Raw genomic sequence first — 19,512 nt, 5'->3', positions numbered from 1 at the left:
GAGAAGGAGAAGTCGCGCCTCACTGCCTCCGATACATCTCCAGCTCCGGATCGAGATCCACCTTCACCGCATTGGTGAACACGCAGGTCGCCACCATGATGCCGGCGAAGGCGGTGAGGTTGACGAGCAGCGTCTCGTCGTAGCGCGCCTTGAGCGCGGCCCAGGTTTCTGCCGGAACGGCATTGGCATCGGCGGCGACCGCGATGCCGAAGGAAATCAGCAGCGTCTCGTCGGCGGTCGGTTCGATCGCTTCGGGGTCGATCCCGTTCTCGATCAATGCGCGGCGAAAAAAGGTCACGGGAATCTCGGCGCGCATCGTTTCGGCGACCGCTCTCGACAACAGCCAGATGGTGCGGTCGTCGAGTGTGGGCTTGAGAAGGTCGCGCAGCGTGAACCATTCGGCGTAGATGCGGTGGGCGGCCGGCGAGTGGAGCAGGATGCGCTTCATGTTGGTCATGCGGCCGCGCAGCGCGAGCTCGCGGTCGTGCTCGGCGCGGATGTCGTCCGAGGCGGTCGCGTAGTCGATCGGCGAAAGATACGCCATTGCGCTCACCCCAGCGTGGAACGAAGCGCCGGCGCGCCGCGCAGCGTGTTGGAGACGGTGCAGATGTTTTCCGCGTCCGCCAGGATTCGCTCTTTCGTCGCGTCATCGAGGTCGCCGGCGATCTCCAGTTTGACGATGAATGTCTCGACCCGTGAGGGCTCGTCCGTCGCCTTCTCGCCGCTGACATCCGCCCTCACCTCGCCGAGCCGGTCGGCGACGCCGAGGCGGGTGGCGGCGATGCGGGCGCTGAGCACCATGCAGGCGGCCAAGGAGGCATGGAGCAGGTCGAGCGGGCTGAAGCCGGGCGCGCTGACCTGCGTGACCACATCGACCGTGCCACCGGTCGGCGTCGTGATCACCGGCAGCCCGCCCGGCGGCAGGACGGCGAGCGCGCCGGCATTGCGGGTTCTGACTTTCAAGTCTGCCATCGTGTCGTCTCCAGTTTGGAGGCCATTGATAGCGGACGGGAATTCACTGAGCCAATCGCCGAGGCAGGCCGTGGGCGATTGGCGTTTCCTCGCCTCCATGAAATGGGGGAGAGGTGGCTCGGCGAAGCCGAGACGGAGAGGGGGAGCGTCCTGCGAAGCCCCCCTCGCCGTCCACTTTGCGGACACCTCTCCCCCGCCTCTGGCGGGGGCGAGGAACCCGGGTTCTGAGAGGCTACTTCGTCAGATCGAGCGCTGCCGTCAGATCGCCCATCGGCGGCTGGTCGTGGTTGCGCAGCGCCTTGTCGCGGGCGACGATGCCGGGCAACACAGGCAGGTCGTAGCGGGCGGTGATGAAACGCAGGATCGAGGTCGTGTCGTACTGCGTGTGATCGACCATCCCCATCTTCGCATAGGGCGAGATGATGAAGGCCGGGATGCGGTTGCCCGGGCCCCAGCGATCGGCCTTGGGCGGCGCGACGTGATCCCAGAAACCGCCATTCTCGTCATAGGTGACGACCACCAGCATATGCGCCCATTGCGGGCTCTTCTCCAGATGCGCGACGAGGTCGGCCAAATGCTGGTCGCCGGAGGTCACGTCGGCATAGCCGGCATGTTCGTTGAGGTTGCCCTGCGGCTTGTAGAAAGAGACCGCCGGCAGCTTGCCGTCGTCGATCGCCTTGATGAACTCGGTGCCGCCGAGCCCGCCATCCTTGATGTGCTCGGCCCGCGCGGCCGTGCCCGGCGCATAGGCCGCGAAATAGTTGAAGGGCTGGTGGTGGAACTGGAAGTTCGGCACGGGCATCGCGTTCTTGCCGTCGAGCGCCGCCTGCCAGGCGCCCGAATACCACGCCCAGGAAATGCCCTTGAGCGACAGCAGATCGCCGATGGTGATCTCGTGCTGCGGCGGCAGCGTGGTCGGCTGTGCCGGATCGGCCAGCGCCTTGTCGCCACCCTCGGCCGGCTTGTTGGCGCTTGGCTGGTAAGGCGGCTGCATGGTGTTGACGGCGTAGAAGTCGGGCGTGATGGCGCCGTCATTGGCGAATTTCGGCACGCCGCCCAGCGCCGACGGCGGCGAATTGTCGGCCGGTTTCAGCGTCACGCCATCCGGCTCGACGACGGCAATCTGGGCCTTCACCGGGCTGGTGTCGGCATTTGGATAATAAGGCGCGCAGGCGCAGGCCAGCATGAAATGGTTGAGGAAGGAGCCGCCGAAGGCGCCCTGGAAGAAATTGTCCGCCAGCACGTATTTTTTGGCGATCGCCCACATCGGCAGGATCGAGCCGTCATAATGGCCCATCACCAGCGCGCCGGAATCGGCCCAGGCGACGAACTTGTCGTTCCGGCCGCCGTCGATCTGCATCTGCTCCTGATAGAAACGATGCCACAGATCATGGGTGATGACGCCGGTATTCTCGTTGAAGCCCTTGGGATCGTCGATGGCGAATGTCGCATTGGGCAGATGCGCGCTCTGCGCCTCCGTCACCGCCGGCGTGACGCCCTTGCCGGTCAGTCCGCCCCAGGCCGGCGGCAGTTCGGAAAGCGGCTTGCCGTCGCGGTCGAGCTGGCGCGCCTGTTCAGGCGAAACGTTGGCCAAGCCGTTGGCGCCGGGGAAGCCGCCATAGAGATTATCGAAGCTACGGTTCTCGGCGTAGATGACGACGACGGTGTCGATCTTGTCGTAACCGGCAGGCGCCGCTTGGGCAGCAGCAGAGAGCGATGCCAGCGCCGTGGAGGCGAGGCAAAGGGAGAGAAAGGACCGGATCATGGAAAATGCCTCGTGGCTTGGGAATGGCTGGAGGACGGCAATGCAGGAACGCAACACTGCATCAATGCCCAGCTACTTCGACGCCTTGTCACCTTTGTGACAGTTCGGCCCCGGCCGAACACGGTTTCGTGAGCGGGAAGACCGGTCATCAATCCGTTGCACTCGATCCTTACGCCGCCAAAGAAACTGGGCGGAGAAATCAGGGATATCGCGGAAGACGATGGGACATCGGAAAAATCACGCGATCGCCATTGCAGCGGCCACGATCGTCGCCTCCACCACGCCCGCCAACACCGAGGAGCCATCCGGTGTCCATCCCGGCCCGATGACGCGGCAGGAAGCCTTCGCCCGCGCCGAGGCGCTGACGGCGCTGGGGCGACAGATGTTCTTTGATCCGTCGCTCTCGGCCTCAGGCAAGCAGGCCTGCTCATCCTGCCATGATCCCAACCACGCTTTCGGGCCGGCCTCGGCGGCACCGGTCGAAATGGGCGGAGCCAATCTTGACCAGCCCGGCGTTCGCGCCGTGCCGTCATTGCGCTACCTGCAGGCGGCGCCCGCCTTCACGGAGCACTTCTACGACTCCGAGGACGAAGGCGACGAAAGCGTCGACAATGGCCCGACCGGGGGGCTGACCTGGGACGGCCGCGCCGACCACGGCAAGGACCAGGCGAGAATCCCGCTGCTGTCGTCCTTGGAGATGGGCAACAAGGACGCGGCCCAGGTGGTCGCCAGCCTGCGCAAGGCGCCTTATGCCGGCGCCTTCAAGGCAGCCTTCGGCGCCGATGTCTTCGACCATCCGCAAGACGCCTTCGACGCCGCTGTGGAAGCGCTGGGCACCTTCGAGCAGAGCAGCGCCGATTTCTATCCCTATTCCAGCCGCTACGACGCCTTCCTTGCCGGCAAGGCGCAACTTTCCGCGCAGGAATTGCGCGGCCGCATGCTGTTCGAGGACGCAGCGAAGGGCAATTGCGCGAGCTGTCATCTCAGCGAACCGGCCAATGACGGCGAGCCGCCGCAATTCACCGATTACGGCCTGATCGCGATTGCCGTGCCGCGCAACCCGGCGATCTCCGCCAATGCCGATCCCAATTATGTCGACCTCGGCCTGTGCGGTCCGCTGCGCACCGATCTCAAGGACCGCGCCGAATATTGCGGCCTGTTCAAGACGCCGACGCTGCGCAACGTTGCCTTGCGGAAAAGCTTCTTCCACAACGGCTATTTGCACACGCTGCGCGACGCGGTCGCCTTCTACGCCAGCCGCGATACGGATCCCGGGCGCTGGTATCCGAAGAAGACCGACGGCACGGTCGACAAATTCGACGACCTGCCAAAGGCTTACTGGGGAAACCTCAACACAGACCCGCCCTTCAACGGCAAAAAGCCCGGCGACAAGCCGGCGCTGACCGATGCCGAGATCGACGACATCGTCGCCTTCCTCGGCACGCTGACCGACGCCGACCAGGCGGGGCAGTAGGGCAAGCAGCCAAGGAGATTGGTGGCTTGCAGCCGCAGCGGTGCTATCCACCGTAAATGTGTGCCAATGTGAACCACGTCATAGGAACGCCAAGTCGCGCCTGCTATATTGCCCATCTCTTCACAGATGGAGTCTCCGATGAGGTTCGTCCCGGTGCAGGAGCCGCCTGGCAGCAGCTGGACGGTGTTCGATGCGGCCAATGGCGCGCCGGCCGAATATGCCGGCCGGGTGCTTATCGGCCTGACATCGTGCGAAGCCCGCTGGTTTGCCGCCGTGGGCAACGGCCGCGCCGCTTGGCAGCGGTCCATCACGCCAGGCGTGCAGCTGCGGCTGGTCAGCGGGGGCGGTTGCCAACCCATCCGGGAAAGGCATGGCCAGACAGGTAGTTAGGACGCCGCGCTGCCAGATTGATTCAGGCAGAGCGATCTCCCATCGATTGCCTTCTCACCTCGCTGGCGCATAGCGGCTCACCACCATGCCGCAGGCATAGGGCTTGGAGCCGAGGAGCCTCAGCCTGCCAAAGCCGCCCTTGTCGAAAATGCGGCGGCCACTGCCCAGAACGGCCGGATTGACGAAAAGCTGGAACTCTTCGACAAGGCCGGCGGCGATCAGCGCCGAGGCGAAGCCGGCGCCGCCGAACACGGCGATGTCGCCGCCCTCGCCTTGCTTCAGCGCGTTGACCTCAAGCGGCAAGTCGCCGCTTACGACGCGCGTTCGTTCCCAGCGCGAGGCGCCGAGCTTATCGCTCGCCACCACCTTTTCGGCCTCGACGATGCGCTGGGCGAAGGCAAAGAAGCGGTCCTTCGGATATTTCCTCGCCGCGTTGCCCCAATGGGTCATATACCCTTCCTCAGCCATCTTGCGGCTCAACAGGATGGTGTCGATGGTCGTGAAAACGGCGTTGAAGTCCCGTTTAAGCTCCTCGTCCCATGCGCTGTCGTCGCCCCATTCCCAAAGCTGCCAGCGATGGCCCTCATTGGCGCCGACAAAACCGTCGACCGACATCTGCATCTGCAGGATAAGCTTCTTCATGTCCGGTCTCCCTCGTCAGGAATTGCTGCCTGTGAAGGCTCGGGCCGCGGCGGGCGAACGGGCGAAAGCCTGCGCCCAGGCTTCGAAGCTGGTCGGGGTGGCATTTTCGGCTGAGGGTGCTTCCAGCGCCCAGCGCTCGCCTCTGTTGAAGCTTGCCGCCGTCTCGCCCAGCGCATCGGCAAAACTCGCCGATATGCCATTGGCGACCATACCGGCCCGCGCATCGGCGAACGGCGCTTCATGGTAGGCGACCTCCTTGCCGATCGCCCTGCCCAGGATCGCGGTAGCCTGTTCGAGCGTATAGGAGCCGCCGCCGTGCAATTCGACAACGCGCTGGATCGGAAAGTGTTCGGCACTCAATAGAGCGGCGGCGCGTTCGCCAACGTCCTTGGCGGCAATCAGCGGCATAGGCAGGTCGCCGCGGAATGGCGAGGCGAAGACGCCGGACGCCGCCTGCTCGACGAAGCCCATGCCCTTGATGAAATTCTCCATGAAGAAGGAGGCGCGCAGATAGACGAGTTCCTCCAGGCTCAGCGCGGCAAGCCGCTTTTCCATCAGCGCGGCGCCAAGCGACGTACCCATTCTGAGATGGGCATTGAGGCCGCTGAGCAGCACGATCCGGCGCAGGCCCGCCTTGGCGATGGAGGATGCCAGCCGTGCGCCGACCTCGTCCTCAAAACGATGCAGATCGGGCGCGGTGACATCGAAGGGGATCATCACGTAAGCGCTGTCGGCACCCGAGAAGGCGGCGTCGAGCGCCGCCTGATCGTCGAGTGCGACGCCGAGGCTACGGGCGATGCCGCGCACCTTGTGCCCTGCGCCGGTCAGTCTGGCCGAGACCTCGGCGCCCACTTCGCTGGTTGCGCCGACGACCACCATCGTACGCTTGACTTGCCGGTTCATATCGACCTCCTCTCGTCAAATGATTTACTTCTGGAACCATTTGACGCAAGGCAAGAACGATGTCAATAGTAAAGTGATTTAAAAATGGAACCATACTGATGTCGACCAAGGAACGATCCGGCTGCCCGATCAGCCTCACGCTCGAACTGCTCGGCGACCGCTGGACGCTGCTCATCATTCGCGACCTGGCCTTCGCCGGGAAAAGGCACTTTCGCGAGTTCCTGGAATCCGACGAAGGCATCTCGTCGCGCACGCTGGCCGAGCGGCTGCAGACGCTGGTCGACGAAGGCATCCTCACCCGCAGCGACGACCCGAGCCACGGGCTGAAGGCGATCTACCGGTTGACCGAGGCCGGCATCGACCTTTTGCCGGTGCTGGCAACGCTCGGCGCCTGGGGCAGCAAATACCGCAAGGCCGACGATAAGCTGGCCCGGGTCGCCAACGATCTGGCGGCCGGCGGTCAGCCGGCGCTTGAACGGATGAAAGAGAGGCTCAGAGCCGAGCACCAGGGATAGGTCTGTTCCGACCTCGGCGATTGGCGGTCCGGCTACCCCTCGCCCGTCAGCGAGCCCGCCCGTGTGGGAGCGGTCGGACCGGCTCTTCGGCCGGCGGCTCGCCCGGCAGCCCCAGTCGCAGCCGCTCCTCCTCGGCGAAGATCTCGGCCTGCGCGTGAATGTCGAACACTTGCTGCTTCAGCCTGCCGCCGTCGACGACGCGCACGATCCATTGGCCATTAACGGTTTTTACGCGGACACTGTCTGGCTCGCTTGTTACCATATACAGCTCCTGCTCTTCATTCGAAGAACTGCCTATCTCTTATCCACAATACAATCTAGCGCGCCTGGAATTGCCGAAAAGCGTGGCTTATTATTCTTTAGTGCAAGAGCACCCGCCGTTATTCGACATATTTGCGACCTTTCACGAATAAAAGCGAGCATGGCGGCGAAGGCATGCCCTTGCGCCTAGGTGCAGCCGAGTTCGACTTCGACATGGCGTTCGGTCTGCGAGACGATGCAGTAACGGAATTCGAAGGCGTCCGAGCGGTACTGCAGATTTAGGCAGTGCGGCGGTTGGCCGTGGGCGAGCGCGGAAGAATTCGCCGCATAGGCGGCGGCCCGGCAGCCTTTGGGGGGGTGATACTGGGTTCGGCGGCCGGGCCTGACCGGAGTTTGCGAGGCCGCCGGCTGCTACCAGCATGCGCTTGGGCCCGGCCAAGGACAAGAACGACCTAGGCCCTAGGACCAAAGCTGCAAGGAGGATGGTCGAGACGACAATTGCGCTTGGACCGACTGGAAATAGTGTGCCGAACGCCGGCCGCGTCAAAAGCCGAAGAAATGCCGGCCGATGAGATAGCCAAGCGCTGCGACGAGCAGCGGAAACAATGCCGGCGCGGCCTTGCCGAACAGCGAGGGGTTCATCTCCTTGGCAGGAGCGCTGGGTTTGGCATTGCCGAGGTTCTTGGTCATGGGCTCATTACCGGTTGGGGCTAGGGTAATTCCGGACGGAAAACCGTGACACACTTTTTCCTGGAATTGGCTCCAGCTGCCGGCCAAGCCATTAAATTAGAGGCCGCTTATTAAATTTCCGGCAAGCCCAAAACTACAATTCGCGGCAATTTATTCCGATTGCTGGGTACGCTCGGCAAGCGCGAAGGCCTGAAGGTTGCGCGACTTGCCGGGATCCTGGTCGGCGTTGGCGATAATGGCGTGGAAGGCCGCGCGGGCAATATCCCTCTTCTTGGCGTCGGGATGCAGTTTTCGCACCGCCTTGAGCAGGTCTTTCGGTTTCATATCGGGTGTGACGACGCGCATCAGCGTATCGCCTATGGCCTGCAATTCGCTGGCATCCATAATGATGAACCCTGCTTTAGCGCATCCAGCCTGGCATATAGCGGTGAGAGCGCGTCATTTTTGTGATGCCCCTCGCGGACTCGGAGCCGCCTCTCTCAGAAATCGCGAGGCGGCGCCAAGCCGCCGGCAGACGCTACGCGGCGGCCTGGAGGGGATTGTTCACAATGCGCGTCCATGTCGCCGCGGTCATCGCCCGGCTGGCCCTTGGCCCCGCCGGCGCCGCCTTGATGGAGACGGCGCTCCGCAATGTCTCGCAAGCACTGACCTTGGGCGCACAACTCAGCGGCAAGACGAGGTTGGTCCCTAGTTCGGCTAAGGCGCGCCTCGCGCATCGTCTTCCGCGCGAATTTTCCCAAGCCTCGGCTGGACTGGCGATGGCAACCGATCGTCCGGCCGGATGCTATCCTGCTAGGCAGGTATCAAGACGGCGATGCGATGCACGCCCACCTCCTTGCTTGTATTCGTCGCCTCGTCGGTCTTGCCCTTGGAACAGGTGTATATGTCGCCTTCCTTGAGCTTGAATTCCTTGTCCTTTTTCTTGATCGTGAAAGCGCCCGACGTAATCGTGCATACCATGTCGTTGTCCATCACCATTGCGGGCGCGTGCGCTCCGGGCTGGAAGACAACGTCGACAATCGAAATGCTCTTGTAGGCGGGAATGTCGGAATTGCCGGTGCCGACCTCAACCACTCTGATGCCGGGCGCTATCTCCTTGCCATCCTTCGGACCGTATTTCTTGGTCTTTGCGGATGCCATCAGGGTGAACAAGGGCGTGACCGCGGCGGCCGTCATGCTGAGAGCAATTGCAGACCTGCGATTCATGGTTTTCATCGCATCCTCCCAATATGTTGGCTACGCACGAAAGTGCGTAATCGTTATATATTAGCACAGACGCAAGTATGATGCTGGGAATTCGGAAGCGCAGGCCCGCACCGTGTTGGTTAGGAACGTTCCGCTAAAAGCAGCGTCCTGACGTGGTTCGGCCAGTCCGTTGGTCGGCGCGGCGTTGGGAACCCCGGCATTGTCGCCGAGTTTAGAGTCCGAGGCGAATTGCGATGGAAGACAGACCGCCAGCCGAAAACCCGAGAAGGACCCTCGTCACCGTGCTGGCAATCTGCGTTCTCATCATCGTCCTGTTTTTTATCGGCTTCAAATTTTCGGGACCTGACCAGGGCGCTCTGATCGTGCCAGGGGCAGTACATCAAGGCAGCAAGTGAATGACTGACTGTTCTGTGCCGCAGCGAGGTCCCCCCGCCCGCCTGGCAGGGTGACTTCGTAGGGCAATCGTCGCGAATGTGGCGGCAAGCCAACTGCCACCGAACTCCTCTTCGCCTCGCCCACAGGTCTTGCAACTGAACGCGTCCGGCCTCATTCGACTTTCCGCCGGAACTTCGAATGGCAGCTCGTGCAGTCCTGCAGAATGAGGTGCAGGAGATGCTCCGCCGGCATTTTTGCGGGATCGGCCTCGGCGGCGCCTGGGCGCTTGCCAAGCAGGCTGCCGCCGTCTACGGGCGGTCCCGTCATTCGCATGTCGGCAGTAATCTCGGCGGGCGCGTTCCCGGCCTTGGCGTCGAGCGCATCGGCAAGCCGGCCGATATGGCGGGCGAGCTCCTCGAACTCCGGCCGGGCCTGGTCGATCTCCCGTTTGGCGGCCGACGGCGCGCCAACTGTGCCCCGCGGGAATTCTGCAATCAGAGCACCGCCGGTGCGGGCGCTGAGTGTGCCCGCCGCTGCCTTGAAGGCCGCCCGCTCATAGGCGCGCTTGCCGTCGAACATCTCGGCAATCGCCTTGGCTGCGGCGGCCATCTCCTTCATCGCGGCCTGGCGCGTCGTAACGATCGCGTTGTCCGGGTCCCGAGCCAGCGACGGTGCGGCTACCGGCAACACGGCGAGGGCCAGTACCGCCGCCGCGCAAACGATGCCAGACCTCATGCCTGCACGTCGACGACGCCCATCATACCCAGCTGCTCATGCTCGAGGATGTGGCAGTGATACATGCGCGTCCCTGGCCGCTCCTGGCGCGTGACGAGCCGCACCGTCTCCCCGCGCGCCACGTTGACCGTGTCCTTCCACGCCAGATAGGGCGGCTTCGAGACCTTGCCGTCGCGCTCGCGCTCGATGAGCTGGAACTGCGTGCCGTGGAGATGGAAAGGATGGTCCATGTCGGCCTGGTTGACGATCTCCCAGAGCTCGGTGTCACCGGCCCTGGCGACGATATCGACGCGCCCCATGTCGAACGCCATGCCGTTGATCAGAAAACCCATTTCCATACCGGTGGGCTTCATCGCCATGGTCTCGCTGAAGACGAGACGGCGGCTAACCGTCGGCTGGCCAAATCGCGCGATCGGCCGCAGCCGCTCGGGCAGCGGCGGCATCGGCTCGGCCTGCGTGTCCGAGACGTCGGCCGTCAGCAGGGCGAGCCCTTTGTCCTCCGGCCGGCCCGGCCCCATCCAGCCGCGGTCGTAGTCGAGCGTGGTGAGGGTTGCTGTCCCCGGCTTGTCGAAAGCGACGACCAGCTCGACGCGCTCGGCCGGGCTGAGCAGGATCTCGTCGGCCGCCACCGGCGCCTCAATCAGCCCGCCGTCGCTGCCGATCACCGTCATTGCCGCATTGACGAAAGCAAGCCTCAGGAAGCGCGCATTGGTGGCATTGTAGAGCCGCAAGCGCCGTTTCGTGCCCATTGCCACGGCGAGCCGCGGGTTCTTCTGGCCGTTGACCAGCACGTGATCGCCGACGCGGCCGTTCATCATGTCGGTCATGGTGTTTTCGGGCATTGAACCGTCGGCGGCGAGGCGAAGGTCGGTTAGGAAGAGTGTGGTGTCTCCATAGGCGGCCGGGATCGGATCGGCCTTGGCCTTGACGACGAACGCACCGGCAAGGCCGCGATAAACCTGCTCGGCCGTCCGACCATGCGGATGCGGATGATACCAGTAGGAGCCGGCCGAGCCTTCGGGCAGTTCGAAGGCGTAGACACGGTCGGCGCCCGCCGCCACCGGGTCCATCGGATTGCCATCTTGGTCCGCCGGCACCGGCATGCCATGCCAGTGGATGGTGCTTGGCTCGCCCTCGATCCGGTTCGCGAAGGTGATCTCGACGCGATCGCCCTCCTGGGTCTCGATCAGCGGTCCTGGGCTGATCCCGTTATAAGCAAGAATCGGCGTGTCCCGGTCGGCGGCAAAGCGCGCCGTGGCCGACTCTGCTGTCAGCCTCGCCTTGAACAGACCGGGCCCGGCCGCTTCATTCGCCAGCAGCGGCAATTCGCGCAAGGGCTGGTTCTGGGGCAGCGCCACGGGGCCTTGACCCATCGCGCCCATGTCATGGCCGGCATGGTCCATACCGGGCATGTTCGACATGCCGTCCGTCTTCATCTGCGCCAGCGCGCGCGGGCTCGCCAGAACCGTCGCCAGGCTTGCCGCCAGAAAACCGCGTCGATGCATTTTTCGCTCCTCGATCTCGATTGAGAGCCCGCCGCAGCAGGCCTCGCCGCCGACGCTAAGGGTTCCAGTTGCTGGAAGGTCAAGCTCGATCGAAGGCTGAGCCGCAAATTCCGCAAGATGGATCGTAGTGGCCTCGGCCGCGTTCATCCGCGGGGATGCAACCAGCCGTTTCATCGAGCAGAGGCCACATCATGCTCCTCCAACCGATCGATTATTTCCTCGTTGCCTGGTTCGTGCTCGCGGCCGCTTCGACGCTCTATGTCGGGTTCGACCAATACCGCAACAATCCCGAGCCGGTGGTGATGAAATGGGGCTTCATCCTGGTGACGCTCTATATGGGCCCGCTCGGCCTGCTGCTTTATGTGCTGGCCGACAAGGAACCGCGCCCCGGCGAGCATGAGGCCTTCACAAAGCCTCTTTGGAAGCAGGGCATCGGCTCGACCATTCACTGTGTCGCCGGCGACGCCACCGGGATCATCCTTGCCGCGGTCGTCACCGCCACGCTCGGCCTGCCGATGTGGCTCGACCTCATCGTCGAATATCTCGCCGGCTTCGCCTTCGGCCTGTTCATCTTCCAATCGCTGTTCATGAAATCGATGATGGGCGGCAGCTATTGGGAGAATGTGAAGAAGAGCTTCCTGCCCGAGTTCATCTCCATGAACTTCATGATGGCCGGCATGGCGCCGGTCATGAGCTTCCTGATGATGGGCCGCGACATGCGCGCCATGGAGCCCACCGAACTTCTGTTCTGGGGCGTGATGTCGCTGGGCGTCATCGCCGGCTTCACGCTGGCCTATCCCGCCAATGTCTGGCTGGTCGCGCGCGGCCTCAAGCACGGGCTGATGACCGAGCGCCCGCAACCGGCCGAAGCGAGCGGGCACGGCCATGCCCGGCAGGGCCACGAACCGGCGGGCGAACAGCGCGCCGCCGGCCATCACATGCGCTCTGACGCGACCACACCGCAAATCGCGGCGCTCGGTACGGTTTCCGCTCTGGCCCTGGCGATCGGCATGGCGGCGCCTGCGAACTGGCTGAACCTCAGGCTCTCGGCCCGCGACGTCGGCGGAGTGATCATGCCCCAGGGCATGATCATGGATCGCGACACGCCGGCCGATACCATGCGCGACATGGCGGCGGCCGATCCTCGGCTGGTGAGCGCATCTTACGGTCTGGCTGCGAAGGGCGACCAAGACCTGCCGTTCCGCATGGAAAACGGCGTGAAGGTGTTCGAGCTGAGGCCGTCGGTGATCCGCTGGCATATCCTGCCGGACGTGACGGTCGACGCCTATGCCTATAACGGTCAGATTCCGGGCCCGCGCATCCATATCCGTCAGGGCGACCGGGTGCGCATCAACGTCACCAACGCCTTGCCGAAGGAAACAACGGTGCACTGGCATGGCCTGATCCTGCCCAATCAGATGGACGGGCCGGCCGAGATCACCCAGGCGCCGATCGAGCCCGGGCAGACCTATTCCTACGAGTTTACCGCCACCCAGCACGGCACATACTTCTATCATCCGCACGCCAAGCCCGACCGCACCCAGGCACTCGGCCTCTATGGCGCGCTGATCATCGATCCCGCCAGTCCCGCCGACGAGGTCGCCGCCGACCACGACTATGTCATCGAGCTGCAGGAATGGCTGGTCCGCGAAGGCCTGACCTATCCTGCGATGCCGATGGACGGCGGCATGCCGAACTTCTTCACCATCAACGGCAAAGCCTATCCGTCGACAGATACGATCCATATGAAGGTCGGCGAGACGCTAAAGGTCCGCTTCATCGGCAGCAACAACGGCTTCATACACCCGATGCACATCCATGGCGGTCCGTTCGAAGTGGTCGCCCGCGACGGCGAGACGATTCCCGTCGCCGCACGTTTTCTTGCCGATACGGTCAATGTCGGACCGGGCCAGCGATATGATGTCGTCTGGACAGCGAGGCGTCCGGGCAGGTGGCTGATTCACTGCCACATCCCGCATCACACCACGAATAACAATGCCGAGGAGAAGGGCGGCGGCGGTCTGATGGTCGTCATCGACGTTCGCTGATGAAGACCGGACCGTCGGTCGGCTACATTGGGCACCGAACCGAGCACCGAAAAGCTTCTGCCGGCAAACAGCCGAGGTTCGCGGCTTATCGGCGCAAAGGCGTCGGCGCGGCGCTGCGAGCGGCCGGCGCGCAATGGAACATTCCACCGCCGCCGGGGTTTCATGTTCTCTGTCGCGGCTGGCCAGCTCCGTTGGTCAGGGTCGGTCGGCCCAGCTAGCTTGGAGGTGTCGCCATGACCCACTATCCGCGCAGCACGGCAAGCATCGGCGGCCATCCGATCCATCCGATGCTGATCCCCTTTCCCATCGCGTTTTTCGTCGCAACTTTCTTTTGCGACTTGATCTTCTGGCGAACCGGCAACCCGGGTTGGGTAAGTGGCTCTCTCTGGCTTCTCGGGGCCGGCCTGATCATGGCGGCCCTGGCCGCTGTTGCCGGCCTGACGGATGTGTTGGGCGATAACCAGATCCGCAATCTTCAGGATGCATGGCTTCACGCCGGCGGTAATGTGCTGGTCGTTCTCATACAGCTCTACAATTGGTATTCGCGCTATGCCCATGGCGATGCAGCCGTAATTCCGGTCGGCCTCGCGCTGTCCCTGCTGGTGGTTCTCATCCTTCTGTTTACCGGATGGAAGGGCTGGGAGATGGTCTATCGCCACCATGTCGGCGTCGCCGACAGCCCTGACGAACGGCGCTGACGTTTCCGGCTTCGTCGCTGCAGTCAACGGGTGGCTTTTTAGGGCGATCCCCGCAATAAGGAGACCGCGCCGGCCGCCGGCACTCCCCAAAACCTGGTCCAAAGGTTTTGCGACTGGCTTGTTCCGCAATTCTTCAGACCGTCGCATTTTGACCCCAATCGGCCTCTAGCCGGCTGGAGGTGCTGCGGTTCCAGCCTTCACGTTTTCTTGACAGAGGCCGGAAAAACGGGCAGCAAAGCGGGTGAGGAAGAGCATTTTTACCGTGGCGCAGACCGTGGAGGGCTCTTTTTTCGTATGGACCGTCGCCAAATCGGCGATTGGTGGAGGGATTGGTTAACCAACTTTGTCCATCTTTTGAATCAATCGGCAACAGACGCGTGAAGGTGCAGGGGGCACCAGCGAACTGTGATCGTGACGGGTGCCAGGTCCGCAAACCGGCATGCCGATTGAGAGTGGTCGTATGGCGTTTTTGCGTTTGAAGAACCGGGGTGACGCTCCTCATGGGGGGGTAACTTCGCAAAAGTCTGGTCATCGTTGGGTTGTGGTGCCTGCTGTCGGCGCCGCCCTCATGCTGTGGTCCGCCGCCACCTTGGCGGGGCTCCATTCGGTGAGCACCTCGCTGACCGCCGCTTCCAACGGATTGCCGCAAGGCCTGCTTTCGCCCCGCAACATCGCGCTTGGCGACCAGCGCCGACAGATCGCCAACGCCTGGGCGCCGCACCTTGCAGTCAATGGCGGCTACAAGGCAGGCTCGCTTACCGGCGGCTGCGACTCCGGCTGCTTCAGCCTCGCGACAAGCTTCAGGCATGACGGCCAAGCTCCTGAAAAATTGAAGAAAGAAGGCCACGCCGGCAAGACGGCGCGCCTCAAGTTGCCGGCGCCGGATAGCGTCGCGCATGAAAACGTCGTGGTGGCTTCGGCCGCCGGGGTCGTCGACCGCTTCGACGGCGTTGTAAAGCGCGCCGCGCTTTCGCCGCAGAAGCTTGCCGATGCCTTTGCCCGCGCCGAGAAGGCGCCGTTCCTGCTGGCCAGCCTGCCTTCGGCGAGCCGCTTTGGCGGCGCGCTGCCAGGCGCCCCGGCGGAAGCCCGCTTCGGTTCGCGGCCGGCCGAAATCGCCGGCGCTTCCGACTTGGCGCTGGCGCTCGCCAATATAGCGCCGGAGGAAACGGCCGACCCTCCGACCGCCGTCGCGCTCGAAAACAGCGACGCGCCCGATGTCGCCGCCAAACGGGACAACGGCAAGGATGGCGCCTACCAGGTCGCCTCACTGCCGCCGCAGGATGATCTGCCCGACACCATTGCCGTGCCCGGCCTTCGCCCGCGCGCCACGCTCGAACGCACCACCGAAGCGCCCGAAGAAAACGCCGCCAGGACGCAGAAGCCCGAAACCGCGAAGCCGCAGGTTGCCAAGGCCAAGCCGCGGCCGGCCGCTGCCGATACCGCGCAAGGCGCACCGACGGCGGTCTCGCCGAGGAACGGCGACCAGGCCCTGCCGGGCGTGACAGACTCGAAACCGCTCGTGACTGACTCCAAGCCAGGCAAGCGCAAGGCGCAGGCGTCCGAGATGCTCGCCTATGCCAAGCCGGACACGCCGGAGCGCGGCGGACTCGGCAGCGCGTTCCGCAACCTTTTCAATGGACCCACGACGGGCAATGGCGTTGCCGTCTACGATATTTCGGCGAGGACCGTTTACATGCCCGACGGCTCGAAACTGGAAGCGCATTCAGGGCTGGGCTCGATGGTCGACCAGCCGCGCTTCGTCAACCGCAAGAATGTCGGCCCGACGCCGCCCGACACCTACAATCTGTCGATGCGCGAGTCGCGCTTTCACGGGGTCGAGGCAATCAGGCTCACGCCGACCAGCGGCAACAACAAATACGGCCGCAACGGCCTGCTTGCGCACACCTATATGCTGCGCGGCGGCCGTGCGGAATCCAATGGCTGCGTCGTCTTCAAGGACTATCACCGCTTCCTTGCCGCCTACAAAAACGGCAAGATCAAGCGTCTCGTCGTCGTCCCGCGCCTCACAAGCTCCCCCACCCGGGTCGCCCACGAAGGCCGCCAGGGTTAAACCCTATCCGGCCGGCGAGCTTGTCGCCGGCACTTGCCGATCCCCACTTGCCGATCCGAAGGGCTTCGCGCCGATCCGCGCGGATGCTTGGTATGTCGTCGCCGCTTCGAATAGCGACGCGATCGCGACCTCAACCGAGGACGCAACAACGACCCTTCCCAGAAGGTAGATATGGCGCAGCCCGGGCTTGCGGCAAGCCCCCGGCCATGGCGTATCAACGCTGCTCCGAAAAAACGACACGGAGCATGGAATGCGTATCTTGTTATCGACTTATGGCTCGCGCGGCGACGTCGAGCCTTTGGCGGCGTTGGGCGCAGCGTTGCAGGCGCATGGCGTCGAGGCCAGGGTCAGCGCGCCGGGCGACGAGGAGTTTGCCGCCCTTCTGGCCCGCGCCGGCGTGCCGCTGGCACCGGCCTTCGCGCCGGTGCGCGAATGGGCGAAGGAAATGGTCAACCGGTCGCGATCGGCCTCGCCCGCGGACCGGGCCCGGCTCATTTCCGGCCAGGCGGCCGAGATCGTCGTCAGGCAATATGAGGCGCTGAGCGCGGCCGCCGAAGGCTGCGATGCAGTGGTGGCGTTCGGCCTCTTCCCGTCCTGCGCGGCCGGGCGGCTGGTCGCGGAACAACGCGGCATGCGTTACATGCTCGGCACGTTCTGCCCCATCTGGCTGCCCTCGCCGCACAACCGGCCGCATGAATATCCGGGCCATCCGCTGCCGGCCGGCGTGACCGACAACCGGCTGCTGTGGGAGCTGGACATCCGGACCAAGAACGCCCTCTTCGGCGAGGCGATCAACGGCCATCGCGCATCGCTCGGACTGCCCCCGGTGGAAAATGTCCGGGACTATGTCTACGGCAATCCCGTCCTGCTCGCCTGCGACCCGACGCTGGGACCATGGCCGGGCTCGGACCTGATCGACGTCGTGCAGACCGGCGCCTTCATCCTGCCGGACGAGCGGCCCCTCCCCGACCGGCTCAAAGCCTTCCTCGATGCCGGCCCGCGGCCGGTCTATGTCGGCTTCGGTTCCATATCGGTCGCGAGCGAAGCCGGCCCCGCCGCCATCGAGGCAATCCGCGCCAAGGGCCTCCGTACGGTGCTCGCGCATGGCTGGGCAGAGTTGGGCCCCGTCGACGATCGCGACGACTGCTTTGCCGTCGGCGAGGTCAACCAGCAGGCGCTGTTCGGCCGCGTCGCCGCCGTCATCCATCACGGCGGCGCCGGCACGACCATCGCCGCCGCACGGGCGGGAGCGCCGCAGGTGATCGTGCCGCAGATCGGAGACCAGCCCTATTGGGCAAGACGGGCGGCCGAGCTCGGCATCGGCGCCGCGCATGACGGTCCGGTGCCGACGGCGCAGTCGCTGTCGGCGGCGCTGGAGACGGCGCTGGCGGCCGGCGCCCGCGCGAGCACTATCGCCGGCATGATCCGCACCGACGGCGCCAAGGCAGCGGCGAGACTGCTGGTCGAATTGCTCGGCCAGCCCGGCCGGTAAACTCATTGCGTCGTCAGTTCAGCCAGCGCCCGTTGCAGGGGCGCTGGCGAGACCTGGATCGGGCCTGAGAACGGACTGTCCATGTCGACGATCAGATAGATCGCCGCGGCGACCAGCGCCCCGGAAACGAGGCAGGTGAAGACGATGGTGCCGTTGCGCGGCGCCCGGAAGCCGAAGCTGGCGAAGATCAGCGTCAGCCAGGCGACGAGCAGAACGATCAGTGGCGCGGGTATGGCGCCCTCGGACTGTTCGGCCAGTATCCAGCGCTGCTCGATCAGCTTCTGCAGTTGCTGTGTCGCGGCCTGTTGTGCGGCGGTCTGCCTGGCATCCGCCGGCGTCAATCCCGCCAGAATGTCGCCGACCTGATTGAGCAGCAGTTCCGCCAGCCTGTTCGGGACGACGGTCGTGTCGCTGTCGGCGGCAGAGGTGTCGACGACGCGCTGGACGTATGCGGTCAGCGATTGCCGGGCGCTGTCTGCTTCCGGTCCGTAACGTCGAAGCGTACGATCAAGCAGGATGAGATCGGTGGCGAAGGTGTGGACGTTGCCGTTGATGGCCTCGAATGTGTTCTTGGCTGAATTGATCATCAGGCCGAGCATAAGCGACGACATCACCACGAACAGATTCGCGGCAAGCCGCACCACTGCGCTGGTGTCGTCCTGAAGGTGGTGAGCAGGGAAACGCTCGTGCACCATCAGGCTGACCAGCGAGGCCCCGGCCAGACAAGCAAAGATCGCTGCGCCTACAAGCACTTCGCCCATGGCCAATATTGCGCACGGGAAGGGAAGCTTGCCAATCGGCCTCGCGAACTCATCATCCAGCGCGAAGCAAGGAGCGTGGCGGCGCAGACCACAGGATGATGACTCCGCCGGCATTCACCGCATTGCGAAAACCGCTTCCAATGCCGGGCGAAGGCGCTATCTATGGCGCGGGGCGGCTCCCAATCACTCACGAGGCAATCCATGACAATTCGCGCTGTCGTCTGGGGCGAGAACATCCATGAGCGGACCAATGAGGTGGTGGCCTCGATCTATCCGGAAGGCATGCACGCGACCATTGCCACGGCGTTGAACACCGACGCAGGCATATCAGCCTCGACCGCGACGCTGGAGCAGCCGGAGCACGGCCTGCCGCAATCCCGCCTAGCCGAAACCGACGTGCTGGTCTGGTGGGGCCACAAGGACCATGGCGCGGTGACCGACGAAGTGGTCGAACGCGTTGCGAAGCGCGTCTTCCAAGGCATGGGGCTGATTATCCTCCATTCCGGCCATTTCTCGAAAATCTTCAAACGGCTGATGGGTACGCCCTGCACTTTGAAATGGCGCGAGGCCGGCGAGCGCGAGCGGCTCTGGGTGACGAGCCCCAGCCACCCCATCGCCGAAGGCGTCGGCGAATATTTCGAGCTGGAGAACGAGGAGATGTATGGCGAGCAGTTCGCCGTGCCCGAGCCGCTCGAGACCATCTTCATATCCTGGTTCCAGGGCGGCGAGGTGTTCCGCTCGGGCCTGACCTACCGGCGCGGCGCCGGCAATGTCTTCTACTTCCGCCCCGGACACGAAACCTATCCGACCTATCACGACGCCACCGTGCAGAAGGTGCTGCGCAATGCGGTGAAGTGGGCGCACAACCCGCAAGGGGCGAAGCCCGCCATCCTCGACGCGCCGAACGTGCCGGTGGAAAAGGCGCTGGAGCCGATCGAGGAGCGCGGGCCCAAGCTGCATCAGCATGGCGAGGCCGGCTTCCGCTAAAAAGCGTCTCTCCGCTTCGCTT

General features: G+C 64.1%; 21 protein-coding genes. 9 read left to right on the top strand and 12 right to left on the bottom strand.

All coding sequences use genetic code 11. The features are described 5' to 3' along the window. Window positions 1–19: 19 nt before the first annotated feature. The 3 genes from LB535_RS18605 to LB535_RS18595 all read right to left on the bottom strand — a co-directional run bounded on the left by LB535_RS18605 (window position 20) and on the right by LB535_RS18595 (window position 2,737). On the bottom strand, window positions 20–544 hold the full coding sequence (locus tag LB535_RS18605) for a hypothetical protein (protein WP_224633226.1): 525 nt from the start codon (window positions 542–544) through the stop codon (window positions 20–22). A gap of 5 nt (window positions 545–549) precedes the next feature. Next, window positions 550–972, bottom strand: coding sequence for an OsmC family protein (locus LB535_RS18600; protein ID WP_224633225.1), 423 nt, complete (start codon window positions 970–972; stop codon window positions 550–552). Between the two features lie 232 nt (window positions 973–1,204). Beyond that, window positions 1,205–2,737, bottom strand: a complete 1,533-nt coding sequence (locus LB535_RS18595; RefSeq protein ID WP_224633224.1) for an acid phosphatase — start codon at window positions 2,735–2,737, stop codon at window positions 1,205–1,207. A 220-nt stretch (window positions 2,738–2,957) separates the two neighbouring features. Here LB535_RS18595 and LB535_RS18590 point away from each other — a divergent pair, with 220 nt between their 5' ends. Together LB535_RS18590 and LB535_RS18585 are read left to right on the top strand one after the other, a co-directional pair. Continuing rightward, a complete protein-coding gene (locus LB535_RS18590) occupies window positions 2,958–4,211 on the top strand; it encodes a cytochrome-c peroxidase (protein WP_224633223.1) in 1,254 nt (417 codons plus the stop codon). A 138-nt stretch (window positions 4,212–4,349) separates the two neighbouring features. Beyond that, complete coding sequence (locus LB535_RS18585) at window positions 4,350–4,601, top strand: hypothetical protein (protein ID WP_095767128.1); 252 nt, start codon at window positions 4,350–4,352, stop codon at window positions 4,599–4,601. A gap of 54 nt (window positions 4,602–4,655) precedes the next feature. Here LB535_RS18585 and LB535_RS18580 read toward each other — a convergent pair whose 3' ends face one another. Together LB535_RS18580 and LB535_RS18575 are read right to left on the bottom strand one after the other, a co-directional pair. Next, window positions 4,656–5,243 carry a dihydrofolate reductase family protein gene (locus LB535_RS18580; protein WP_224633222.1) on the bottom strand — a complete coding sequence of 196 codons (588 nt, stop codon included), beginning with the start codon at window positions 5,241–5,243 and terminating at the stop codon, window positions 4,656–4,658. Between the two features lie 15 nt (window positions 5,244–5,258). Then, entirely contained in the window at window positions 5,259–6,146 is an 888-nt protein-coding gene (locus tag LB535_RS18575) for an NmrA family NAD(P)-binding protein (protein ID WP_224633221.1), read from the bottom strand. 98 nt (window positions 6,147–6,244) lie between these two features. Here LB535_RS18575 and LB535_RS18570 point away from each other — a divergent pair, with 98 nt between their 5' ends. Further along, a complete protein-coding gene (locus LB535_RS18570) occupies window positions 6,245–6,661 on the top strand; it encodes a winged helix-turn-helix transcriptional regulator (protein WP_224633220.1) in 417 nt (138 codons plus the stop codon). Window positions 6,662–6,707: 46 nt separating this feature from the next. Here LB535_RS18570 and LB535_RS18565 read toward each other — a convergent pair whose 3' ends face one another. The 4 genes from LB535_RS18565 to LB535_RS18550 form a co-directional block, all read right to left on the bottom strand. Beyond that, a complete protein-coding gene (locus LB535_RS18565) occupies window positions 6,708–6,923 on the bottom strand; it encodes a hypothetical protein (RefSeq protein WP_140846115.1) in 216 nt (71 codons plus the stop codon). A gap of 542 nt (window positions 6,924–7,465) precedes the next feature. Beyond that, the gene (locus tag LB535_RS18560) at window positions 7,466–7,612 is read right to left on the bottom strand and encodes a hypothetical protein (RefSeq protein ID WP_095767122.1); all 147 of its coding nucleotides are present in this window, start codon (window positions 7,610–7,612) and stop codon (window positions 7,466–7,468) included. A gap of 150 nt (window positions 7,613–7,762) precedes the next feature. Further along, window positions 7,763–7,996, bottom strand: coding sequence for a hypothetical protein (locus LB535_RS18555; RefSeq protein ID WP_095767121.1), 234 nt, complete (start codon window positions 7,994–7,996; stop codon window positions 7,763–7,765). 408 nt (window positions 7,997–8,404) lie between these two features. Then, complete coding sequence (locus tag LB535_RS18550; protein WP_224633219.1) at window positions 8,405–8,827, bottom strand: hypothetical protein; 423 nt, start codon at window positions 8,825–8,827, stop codon at window positions 8,405–8,407. A 224-nt stretch (window positions 8,828–9,051) separates the two neighbouring features. On the opposite strand from LB535_RS18550, the gene LB535_RS18545 reads away from it, so the two are divergent. After that, complete coding sequence (locus tag LB535_RS18545; protein ID WP_224633218.1) at window positions 9,052–9,213, top strand: hypothetical protein; 162 nt, start codon at window positions 9,052–9,054, stop codon at window positions 9,211–9,213. A 151-nt stretch (window positions 9,214–9,364) separates the two neighbouring features. On the opposite strand, the gene LB535_RS18540 is transcribed toward LB535_RS18545, so the two are convergent. Both LB535_RS18540 and LB535_RS18535 read right to left on the bottom strand, forming a co-directional pair. Further along, on the bottom strand, window positions 9,365–9,928 hold the full coding sequence (locus LB535_RS18540; protein WP_224633217.1) for a cytochrome c: 564 nt from the start codon (window positions 9,926–9,928) through the stop codon (window positions 9,365–9,367). Continuing rightward, a complete protein-coding gene (locus LB535_RS18535; RefSeq protein ID WP_224633216.1) occupies window positions 9,925–11,433 on the bottom strand; it encodes a multicopper oxidase family protein in 1,509 nt (502 codons plus the stop codon). Before LB535_RS18535 ends, LB535_RS18540 begins: the two co-directional genes overlap by 4 nt. A gap of 191 nt (window positions 11,434–11,624) precedes the next feature. On the opposite strand from LB535_RS18535, the gene LB535_RS18530 reads away from it, so the two are divergent. The 4 genes from LB535_RS18530 to LB535_RS18515 all read left to right on the top strand — a co-directional run bounded on the left by LB535_RS18530 (window position 11,625) and on the right by LB535_RS18515 (window position 17,742). Continuing rightward, entirely contained in the window at window positions 11,625–13,481 is a 1,857-nt protein-coding gene (locus LB535_RS18530) for a DUF4396 domain-containing protein (RefSeq protein WP_224633215.1), read from the top strand. 233 nt (window positions 13,482–13,714) lie between these two features. After that, the gene (locus LB535_RS18525; RefSeq protein WP_140846111.1) at window positions 13,715–14,179 is read left to right on the top strand and encodes a DUF2231 domain-containing protein; all 465 of its coding nucleotides are present in this window, start codon (window positions 13,715–13,717) and stop codon (window positions 14,177–14,179) included. Between the two features lie 568 nt (window positions 14,180–14,747). Beyond that, entirely contained in the window at window positions 14,748–16,250 is a 1,503-nt protein-coding gene (locus tag LB535_RS18520; protein WP_224633214.1) for a tlde1 domain-containing protein, read from the top strand. A gap of 250 nt (window positions 16,251–16,500) precedes the next feature. After that, complete coding sequence (locus tag LB535_RS18515) at window positions 16,501–17,742, top strand: glycosyltransferase (RefSeq protein ID WP_224633213.1); 1,242 nt, start codon at window positions 16,501–16,503, stop codon at window positions 17,740–17,742. A 2-nt stretch (window positions 17,743–17,744) separates the two neighbouring features. Here LB535_RS18515 and LB535_RS18510 read toward each other — a convergent pair whose 3' ends face one another. Further along, a complete protein-coding gene (locus tag LB535_RS18510) occupies window positions 17,745–18,503 on the bottom strand; it encodes a DUF4239 domain-containing protein (protein ID WP_224607307.1) in 759 nt (252 codons plus the stop codon). A gap of 201 nt (window positions 18,504–18,704) precedes the next feature. Between LB535_RS18510 and LB535_RS18505 the strand changes: the two genes are divergently transcribed. Beyond that, window positions 18,705–19,490: a ThuA domain-containing protein gene (locus tag LB535_RS18505; protein WP_224633212.1), complete on the top strand. Its 786-nt coding sequence runs from the start codon at window positions 18,705–18,707 to the stop codon at window positions 19,488–19,490. The last annotated feature ends 22 nt before the right edge of the window (window positions 19,491–19,512 follow it).

The sequence above is a fragment of the Mesorhizobium sp. CA10 genome, from assembly GCF_020165285.1.
In the GTDB taxonomy this organism is placed as follows: Bacteria; Pseudomonadota; Alphaproteobacteria; order Rhizobiales; family Rhizobiaceae; genus Mesorhizobium.
This window is presented reverse-complemented; position numbering and strand designations above follow the sequence as displayed.

Coding starts and splice junctions, on each gene's coding strand:
- LB535_RS18545 (WP_224633218.1), top strand. CDS start 9,052: ATGGAAGACAGACCGCCAGCCGAAAACCCGAGAAGGACCCTCGTCACC.
- LB535_RS18575 (WP_224633221.1), bottom strand. CDS start 6,146: ATGAACCGGCAAGTCAAGCGTACGATGGTGGTCGTCGGCGCAACCAGC.
- LB535_RS18530 (WP_224633215.1), top strand. CDS start 11,625: ATGCTCCTCCAACCGATCGATTATTTCCTCGTTGCCTGGTTCGTGCTC.
- LB535_RS18570 (WP_224633220.1), top strand. CDS start 6,245: ATGTCGACCAAGGAACGATCCGGCTGCCCGATCAGCCTCACGCTCGAA.
- LB535_RS18585 (WP_095767128.1), top strand. CDS start 4,350: ATGAGGTTCGTCCCGGTGCAGGAGCCGCCTGGCAGCAGCTGGACGGTG.
- LB535_RS18595 (WP_224633224.1), bottom strand. CDS start 2,737: ATGATCCGGTCCTTTCTCTCCCTTTGCCTCGCCTCCACGGCGCTGGCA.
- LB535_RS18565 (WP_140846115.1), bottom strand. CDS start 6,923: ATGGTAACAAGCGAGCCAGACAGTGTCCGCGTAAAAACCGTTAATGGC.
- LB535_RS18580 (WP_224633222.1), bottom strand. CDS start 5,243: ATGAAGAAGCTTATCCTGCAGATGCAGATGTCGGTCGACGGTTTTGTC.
- LB535_RS18555 (WP_095767121.1), bottom strand. CDS start 7,996: ATGGATGCCAGCGAATTGCAGGCCATAGGCGATACGCTGATGCGCGTC.
- LB535_RS18525 (WP_140846111.1), top strand. CDS start 13,715: ATGACCCACTATCCGCGCAGCACGGCAAGCATCGGCGGCCATCCGATC.
- LB535_RS18520 (WP_224633214.1), top strand. CDS start 14,748: ATGCTGTGGTCCGCCGCCACCTTGGCGGGGCTCCATTCGGTGAGCACC.
- LB535_RS18540 (WP_224633217.1), bottom strand. CDS start 9,928: ATGAGGTCTGGCATCGTTTGCGCGGCGGCGGTACTGGCCCTCGCCGTG.
- LB535_RS18560 (WP_095767122.1), bottom strand. CDS start 7,612: ATGACCAAGAACCTCGGCAATGCCAAACCCAGCGCTCCTGCCAAGGAG.
- LB535_RS18505 (WP_224633212.1), top strand. CDS start 18,705: ATGACAATTCGCGCTGTCGTCTGGGGCGAGAACATCCATGAGCGGACC.
- LB535_RS18600 (WP_224633225.1), bottom strand. CDS start 972: ATGGCAGACTTGAAAGTCAGAACCCGCAATGCCGGCGCGCTCGCCGTC.
- LB535_RS18590 (WP_224633223.1), top strand. CDS start 2,958: ATGGGACATCGGAAAAATCACGCGATCGCCATTGCAGCGGCCACGATC.
- LB535_RS18605 (WP_224633226.1), bottom strand. CDS start 544: ATGGCGTATCTTTCGCCGATCGACTACGCGACCGCCTCGGACGACATC.
- LB535_RS18535 (WP_224633216.1), bottom strand. CDS start 11,433: ATGCATCGACGCGGTTTTCTGGCGGCAAGCCTGGCGACGGTTCTGGCG.
- LB535_RS18510 (WP_224607307.1), bottom strand. CDS start 18,503: ATGGGCGAAGTGCTTGTAGGCGCAGCGATCTTTGCTTGTCTGGCCGGG.
- LB535_RS18550 (WP_224633219.1), bottom strand. CDS start 8,827: ATGAAAACCATGAATCGCAGGTCTGCAATTGCTCTCAGCATGACGGCC.
- LB535_RS18515 (WP_224633213.1), top strand. CDS start 16,501: ATGCGTATCTTGTTATCGACTTATGGCTCGCGCGGCGACGTCGAGCCT.